Source organism: Citrobacter sp. Igbk 14, from assembly GCF_028069825.1.
Classification (GTDB): Bacteria; Pseudomonadota; Gammaproteobacteria; order Enterobacterales; family Enterobacteriaceae; genus Citrobacter.
In genome coordinates this window covers 72,961-80,077 of sequence record NZ_JANEWM010000019.1, presented here as the reverse complement: position 1 = coordinate 80,077, position 7,117 = coordinate 72,961, and the positions used below count along the sequence as shown (strand labels likewise).

Sequence of the window (7,117 nt, the reverse complement as noted above, 5' to 3'; positions counted from 1 at the left end):
GATTTATAATCATATTTTATATTTTCATTCGCCTCACTATTAAAGTGATAGGTAACACCGGAAAAATAAAACTGAAATTAGCGCTATACTTATCCTCGTTGAAGATTTGGGACGTAAACATCAAGAGGATATGAAATTATGAGTACCGCAAAACTGGTAAAAACAAAAGCATCTGCCCTCCTTTATACCCGCAACGATGTAACAGACAGCGATAAAAAAGCGACCGTTGAACTGCTGAATCAGCAGGTGATCCAATTCATCGACCTGTCACTGATCACCAAACAGGCACACTGGAATATGCGCGGCGCAAACTTTATTGCCGTACATGAAATGCTGGATGGTTTCCGGACTGCACTGACCGATCACCTTGATACCATGGCTGAGCGTGCCGTACAGTTAGGCGGTGTTGCACTGGGGACAACTCAGGTTATTAACAGCAAAACGCCACTGAAAAGCTACCCACTGGATATCCATAACGTACAGGACCACTTAAAAGAGCTGGCCGAACGTTATGCCGTGGTTGCTAACAGCGTACGTAAAGCGATAAGCGAAGCAAAAGACGAGGATACAGCAGATATCTTCACTGCGGCTTCCCGTGACCTCGACAAATTCTTGTGGTTTATCGAAGCGAACATCGAATAACAGACCTATAAGAAACACCTATATTACCCTCGCATTTGCGGGGGTTTTGCACTTCTATGGTGCATGACATTGATCATTCGTCACCCCAAAGTAAATTATTTGTAATAATCACTTCACACAATCGTTAACGAAAGATTGTTTTATCAACAATTTTTACGCTAAATAGTCATACCGTTTGCACCACGCCCGTCACGCACCAAATGGGTGCCCTGAAACGGTGCAACCAGCCCGCTTTGCCCTACTTATTGTGCAACAAAATGAGACACCATCTTTTTAAAACAATGAGTTGCAAAATTGGCACGATTTTTTCATTAAGCCATATGTTCTCGCAGGGGATCGCCCCGTGGATATAAAAGGAAATCCTATGAAGTCTGTATTAAAAGTTTCACTGGCTGCACTTACCCTGGCTTTTGCGGTGTCCTCCCATGCCGCAGATAAGAAACTCGTTGTCGCAACCGACACCGCCTTTGTTCCCTTTGAATTCAAACAGGGCGACAAATACGTTGGTTTTGATGTGGATCTGTGGGCTGCCGTCGCCAAAGAACTAAAGCTGGATTATGAACTGAAACCTATGGATTTCAGTGGCATCATCCCGGCTTTGCAAACTAAAAACGTCGATTTGGCGCTGGCAGGTATCACCATTACCGAAGAGCGTAAAAAAGCCATCGACTTCTCTGACGGCTACTACAAAAGCGGCCTGTTAGTGATGGTCAAAGCGAACAATAACGATGTGAAAAGCGTAAAAGATCTGGACGGTAAAGTCGTCGCAGTGAAAAGCGGTACCGGCTCAGTGGATTACGCAAAAGCGAACATCAAAACCAAAGACCTGCGTCAGTTCCCGAACATTGATAACGCGTATATGGAACTGGGTACCAACCGCGCAGACGCTGTACTGCACGATACACCAAACATTCTGTACTTCATCAAAACTGCCGGCAACGGTCAGTTCAAAGCTGTAGGTGATTCCCTGGAAGCGCAGCAGTACGGTATCGCCTTCCCGAAAGGCAGCGATGCACTGCGTGATAAAGTGAACGGCGCGCTGAAAACGTTGAAAGAGAACGGCACTTACAACGAAATCTACAAAAAATGGTTCGGTACTGAACCTAAATAATAATCTACAGCGTAGCCCCGGCAGCGTAATGCTTACCGGGTCTACGCCAGCATTTTTGAGACCTGTAGGCCGGATAAGTACATCCGGTAAAACGGGCATTTGACTATTTTCACCACGGTAACAGGAACGACATATGCAGTTTGACTGGAGTGCCATCTGGCCCGCCATCCCGCTTTTGATAGAAGGCGCCAAAATGACCCTGTGGATTTCAATCCTCGGTCTGGCCGGCGGTCTGATTATCGGGCTTGCAGCAGGTTTTGCGCGTACCTTCGGCGGTTGGATAGCCAACCACGTAGCGCTGGTCTTTATCGAAGTCATCCGCGGTACGCCAATCGTTGTACAGGTCATGTTTATCTACTTCGCCCTGCCAATGGCGTTTAACGATTTACGTATTGACCCCTTCAGTGCCGCTGTTGTCACCATCATGATTAACTCCGGTGCCTATATCGCAGAAATCACGCGCGGTGCGGTACTCTCAATTCATAAAGGATTCAGCGAGGCTGGCCTGGCGCTTGGGCTTTCACGCACGGAGACCATCCGCCACGTTATTTTACCTCTTGCGCTGCGTCGTATGCTGCCACCGCTGGGCAACCAGTGGATCATCAGCATCAAAGATACCTCGCTGTTTATCGTCATTGGCGTCGCGGAACTGACGCGTCAGGGTCAGGAAATCATTGCTGGTAACTTCCGCGCACTGGAAATCTGGAGCGCCGTTGCGGTGTTCTACCTGATCATTACGCTGGTGCTGAGCTTCATTCTGCGTCGTCTGGAAAGAAGGATGAAAATCCTGTGATTGAATTTAAAAACGTTTCTAAGCACTTTGGTCCAACCCAGGTGCTACACAACATCGATCTGAATATTAAACAAGGTGAAGTTGTGGTGATTATCGGGCCATCTGGCTCCGGTAAATCTACACTGCTGCGTTGCATTAACAAGCTGGAAGAAATTACCTCCGGTGACCTGATTGTTGATGGTCTGAAAGTCAACGATCCCAAGGTCGATGAACGGTTAATCCGCCAGGAAGCCGGGATGGTGTTTCAGCAGTTCTATCTGTTCCCCCATCTGACTGCGCTGGAAAACGTCATGTTTGGCCCGCTACGCGTACGCGGGGCGAAAAAAGAACAGGCTGAAAAACTGGCCAAAGAGCTGCTGGCAAAAGTCGGTCTGGCCGAGCGTGCCCACCACTACCCTTCTGAGCTTTCCGGCGGTCAGCAGCAGCGTGTTGCCATTGCCCGTGCGCTGGCGGTGAAACCGAAAATGATGCTGTTTGACGAGCCAACCTCAGCGCTAGATCCGGAACTGCGTCATGAGGTTCTGAAAGTCATGCAGGACCTGGCAGAAGAAGGAATGACTATGGTGATTGTGACTCACGAAATTGGCTTCGCCGAAAAAGTGGCCTCACGCCTGATTTTCATCGATAAAGGACGTATTGCCGAAGATGGTAATCCGCAAGCCCTGATTGAAAATCCACCCAGCCAGCGTTTGCAGGAATTTTTACAGCACGTTTCCTGATGCCTGATACCTCCCTTCAGCCGGAAGGGAGGTTTTTCACCAGAATCCTCTCATTTCAATCCTCTCCCGCCCTGACATCTATACTTATCCTTTTGAATTTATTTTCTCATGGGAGGAGTGATGCGCTGGTTCCTGTTCATCTTCTTTTGTCTTCTGAGCATGCCGACTCACGCGGTAACGATACCCGGCGTTCCCTCCTCTGACTCAACCAGTCCGCAAGCTGAGCCCACGACAGAACCCGATATTGAACAAAAAAAGGCGGCCTATGGCGCGCTGGCAGATGTGCTGGAAAATGAGACCTCACGCCAGGAGCTGATCGGTCAATTGCGTAAAGTGGCGACCACGCCACCACCCGAACCGGTGCCCACCATTGTCCCACCAACGTTAACGGAAGAAAAAACGGTGCTGGAGAATGTCACGGATGTCAGCCGTCATTATGGTGAGGCTCTCTCAAGCCGTTTTGCCCAGCTGTATCGCAACATCACTGACGCCCCCCATAAAACCTTTAATCTGCAAACGTTCACGAATGCCCTGACCCATTTCCTTATGCTGGCGGCATCTGTTTTTGGCTTTTACTGGCTGATACGGCTTTGCGCTCTGCCGCTGTATCGCAAAATGGGGCAATGGGCGCGACGGAAAAACCGCGAGCGCAGTAATTGGGTACAGCTTCCCGCCATGATCATTGGCGCGTTCATTATCGATTTACTGCTGCTGGCGCTCACCTTGTTTGTCGGGCAGATATTGAGCGACCGAATGAATGCCGGTAGCCGCACGATTGCATTCCAGCAAAGCTTGTTTCTCAATGCCTTTGCACTGATTGAATTTTTTAAGGCCATTTTGCGCCTGATTTTTTGCCCGGCGGTGACAGAGCTGCGACCATTTAACATTCAGGATGCAGGCGCACGCTACTGGAACCGGCGTCTGAGTTCATTAAGCAGTCTGATTGGTTACGGGCTTATTGTGGCGGTCCCCATTATCTCGAATCAGGTCAACGTACAGGTCGGCGCAATGGCTAACGTCATCATCATGCTGTGCATCACGCTGTGGGCGCTGTACCTGATTTTCAGAAACAAGAATGAGATTACCCAGCACTTACAGAATCTTGCCGCACGCTCTTTAGCTTTCTTTAGCCTGTTTATCCGTGCTTTTGCGCTGGTCTGGCATTGGCTGGCCAGCGCCTATTTCATTGTGTTGTTCTTCTTCTCACTCTTTGATCCGGGCAATAGCCTGAAATTCATGATGGGCGCTACGCTGCGCAGTCTGGTGATCATCGGGATCGCCGCCTTTGTTTCCGGCATGTTTTCCCGCTGGATAGCCAAAACGATTACCCTTTCGCCGCACACGCAGCGCAGCTATCCGGAATTACAGAAGCGACTAAATGGCTGGCTGTCAACGGCGTTAAGCGTGGCCAGGATCCTGACTGTGTGTGTCGCCGTTATGTTGCTACTCAACGCCTGGGGACTGTTCGACTTCTGGAACTGGCTGCATTACGGCGCGGGCGAAAAAACGGTCGATATTCTGATCCGCATCGCACTGATTCTCTTCTTCTCTGCTATCGGCTGGACGATCCTTGCCAGCCTGATTGAAAACCGCCTGGCTTCAGATATTCACGGTCGTCCGCTGCCCAGTGCGCGGACTCGTACGCTGTTGACGCTATTTCGCAACGCGCTGGCAGTGATCATCAGTACCATCACGATCATGATTGTGTTGTCAGAGATTGGCGTCAATATCGCCCCATTACTGGCCGGGGCCGGCGCGCTGGGGCTGGCGATCTCTTTCGGATCACAGACACTGGTGAAGGATATTATTACTGGGATATTTATCCAGTTTGAAAACGGCATGAATACCGGCGATCTGGTCACTATCGGCCCGTTAACCGGCACGGTCGAACGCATGTCGATCCGCTCTGTTGGCGTACGCCAGGACACAGGGGCATACCACATCATCCCGTGGTCCTCGATAACAACCTTCGCCAACTTCGTCCGTGGGATCGGATCGGTCGTTGCGAATTACGACGTCGACCGTCATGAAGATGCGGATAAAGCCAATCAGGCGCTGAAGGATGCGGTCGCTGCGGTGATGGAAAAGGATGATATTCGTGGGCTTATCATTGGCGAGCCGTCGTTTGCCGGGATTGTCGGTTTGACCAATACGGCATTCACCTTAAGGGTCTCGTTTACCACCCTGCCGCTGAAGCAGTGGACGGTACGTTTTGCGCTCGACAGCGAGGTGAAAAAACACTTCGATCTGGCCAACGTGCGCCCCCCGGTACAGACCTATCAGGTACTGCCCGCACCGGTGTCAGGCCCGCAATCAACGGCAGCAGAACCGCTGCCGCCGAGCGAGCCCACGATTTAGCGTTGACGCGCCATAAAACGACGGCGCTGATCGTTATCCATAAAGGTCCAGGCTATAAAGCGACTCTGCTTTTGCCCCTGGGCCATCTCTTTTTTAACCACTTTCACCGCGCCAGCATCGGTTAACGCATGGTACAACGGAGGCAGATTCTCACCCCGCGATACCAGAGTGGTGAACCACATCACCTGACGACCAAAGGCCTGGCTTTCTGCGATCATTTTCTTGATGAACGCCACTTCACCTCCTTCGCACCACAGCTCCTGCTGCTGGCCGCCAAAGTTCAGCGCGTCATCTTTGTCTTGCCCCAGATTGCGGCGTTTGCGCTCACTTCCGGCACGGGCAGAGGCAGCAGAATCATGGAATGGCGGATTACACAACGTGGCTTCGTACTGCTCATTCTTGTGAATAATGCCGTTGAAGATAGCCGAAGCATCTTTCTGACGACGCAGACGAATCGCCCGGGTTAAGCCGGGGTTGCCATTGATGATTGCCTGAGCGCTGCTAAACGCTTCGCTACTGGTTTCGCTGCCGGTAAAACGCCAGCCGTATTCATGCACGCCGATCAGTGGATAAATGCAGTTCGCCCCTACCCCAACATCCAGCACGCTGGCATTTGCAGGGATGGTTCCGGTGGTTTCACCCAACAGGTCGGCCAGATGGTGAATGTAGTCCGCACGACCCGGAACCGGCGGGCACAGGAAACCTTCCGGGATATCCCAGTTTGCCACCGCATAATAATGCGCCAGCAGTGCTTTATTGAGCGCCTTCACTGCCTGCGGATTCGCGAAATCAACACTCTGCTCGCCGCCTGGCGTGAGGATGAGAAATTGCGTCAGCTCAGGAGTAACCTGGCATAACGTCGCAAGATCATAACGGCCATTGTGGCGGTTGCGTGGATGTAATCCCGGTTTCTGGGGGGGCATAGCATTCTCCTTTTAACAGCGGCGTAAGATACCCGCATAACGCCACGGGGTAAACATACACTGCAGGGAAATTTCATTTTTTATGCGAATTGCATCGTTCAAAAAACAGCCTGTTGTTGGTCGATTTTTTGCGGCAAATGCCCTGCAATGACGACCTAAACTTATCAGGCACGATCTGTTGTTTCTCAGAGGATATCATCATGAAGAAATGCCTCACATTCCTTGCCGCTACCGTACTTACCGGCATGACATTTGCGACTTTTGCTGCACAGCCCAATACCAGTCCTGCCACCGGTCCACTACAAGCCTCCGGTACGATTTCCGTGAGCGGAGCATCAAGCCTGGATGACCTTGAAGGTAAGCTGGCAGAAAAAGCGAAAGAGCAAGGCGCGAAAGGCTTTGTGGTTAATTCCGCTGGCGGTAAAAATCAGATGTACGGTACAGCAACTATCTATAAGTAACTCTCCCTCAGCTCAACTGCATTCGCCCTGAATGCAGTTTGCTGTCCTTTCTTTCTGAAATCCCCTGCATGAACTGTAACCACCATGTTGGAATTTTGAGTTCAATGTAA

Annotated in this window: 7 protein-coding genes; 6 read left to right on the top strand and 1 reads right to left on the bottom strand. The window is 50.7% G+C overall.

Features of this window, described 5'->3' with window-relative positions; translation table 11 throughout:
- Positions 1–138 precede the first annotated feature (138 nt).
- The 5 genes from dps (at position 139) to ybiO (ending at position 5,623) form a co-directional block, all read left to right on the top strand.
- A complete protein-coding gene (dps, locus tag NNN64_RS09950; protein ID WP_005123679.1) occupies positions 139–642 on the top strand; it encodes a DNA starvation/stationary phase protection protein Dps in 504 nt (167 codons plus the stop codon).
- Positions 643–1,006: 364 nt separating this feature from the next.
- Positions 1,007–1,753 (top strand): glutamine ABC transporter substrate-binding protein GlnH, encoded by a 747-nt coding sequence (glnH, locus tag NNN64_RS09945; protein ID WP_271441273.1) that lies wholly within the window; start codon positions 1,007–1,009, stop codon positions 1,751–1,753.
- 133 nt (positions 1,754–1,886) lie between these two features.
- Positions 1,887–2,546 (top strand): glutamine ABC transporter permease GlnP, encoded by a 660-nt coding sequence (gene glnP / locus NNN64_RS09940; RefSeq protein WP_005123684.1) that lies wholly within the window; start codon positions 1,887–1,889, stop codon positions 2,544–2,546.
- On the top strand, positions 2,543–3,265 hold the full coding sequence (glnQ, locus tag NNN64_RS09935; RefSeq protein ID WP_271441272.1) for a glutamine ABC transporter ATP-binding protein GlnQ: 723 nt from the start codon (positions 2,543–2,545) through the stop codon (positions 3,263–3,265). The genes glnP and glnQ overlap by 4 nt, the downstream gene beginning before the upstream one ends.
- Before the next feature lie 120 nt (positions 3,266–3,385).
- Positions 3,386–5,623: a mechanosensitive channel protein gene (gene ybiO / locus NNN64_RS09930; RefSeq protein ID WP_271441271.1), complete on the top strand. Its 2,238-nt coding sequence runs from the start codon at positions 3,386–3,388 to the stop codon at positions 5,621–5,623.
- Here ybiO and rlmF read toward each other — a convergent pair.
- Positions 5,620–6,546: a 23S rRNA (adenine(1618)-N(6))-methyltransferase RlmF gene (gene rlmF / locus NNN64_RS09925; protein WP_202039068.1), complete on the bottom strand. Its 927-nt coding sequence runs from the start codon at positions 6,544–6,546 to the stop codon at positions 5,620–5,622. The two genes, ybiO and rlmF, sit on opposite strands and share 4 nt — an antisense overlap.
- Positions 6,547–6,746: 200 nt before the next feature.
- Here rlmF and mcbA point away from each other — a divergent pair, with 200 nt between their 5' ends.
- The gene (gene mcbA / locus NNN64_RS09920) at positions 6,747–7,007 is read left to right on the top strand and encodes a DUF1471 family periplasmic protein McbA (protein WP_137384321.1); all 261 of its coding nucleotides are present in this window, start codon (positions 6,747–6,749) and stop codon (positions 7,005–7,007) included.
- Positions 7,008–7,117: the final 110 nt, after the last annotated feature.

Bases quoted from the DNA above. Each gene is read 5' to 3' on its own strand.
- dps (WP_005123679.1), top strand. From the start codon at position 139: ATGAGTACCGCAAAACTGGTAAAAACAAAAGCATCTGCCCTCCTTTAT.
- glnH (WP_271441273.1), top strand. From the start codon at position 1,007: ATGAAGTCTGTATTAAAAGTTTCACTGGCTGCACTTACCCTGGCTTTT.
- glnP (WP_005123684.1), top strand. From the start codon at position 1,887: ATGCAGTTTGACTGGAGTGCCATCTGGCCCGCCATCCCGCTTTTGATA.
- ybiO (WP_271441271.1), top strand. From the start codon at position 3,386: ATGCGCTGGTTCCTGTTCATCTTCTTTTGTCTTCTGAGCATGCCGACT.
- rlmF (WP_202039068.1), bottom strand. From the start codon at position 6,546: ATGCCCCCCCAGAAACCGGGATTACATCCACGCAACCGCCACAATGGC.
- mcbA (WP_137384321.1), top strand. From the start codon at position 6,747: ATGAAGAAATGCCTCACATTCCTTGCCGCTACCGTACTTACCGGCATG.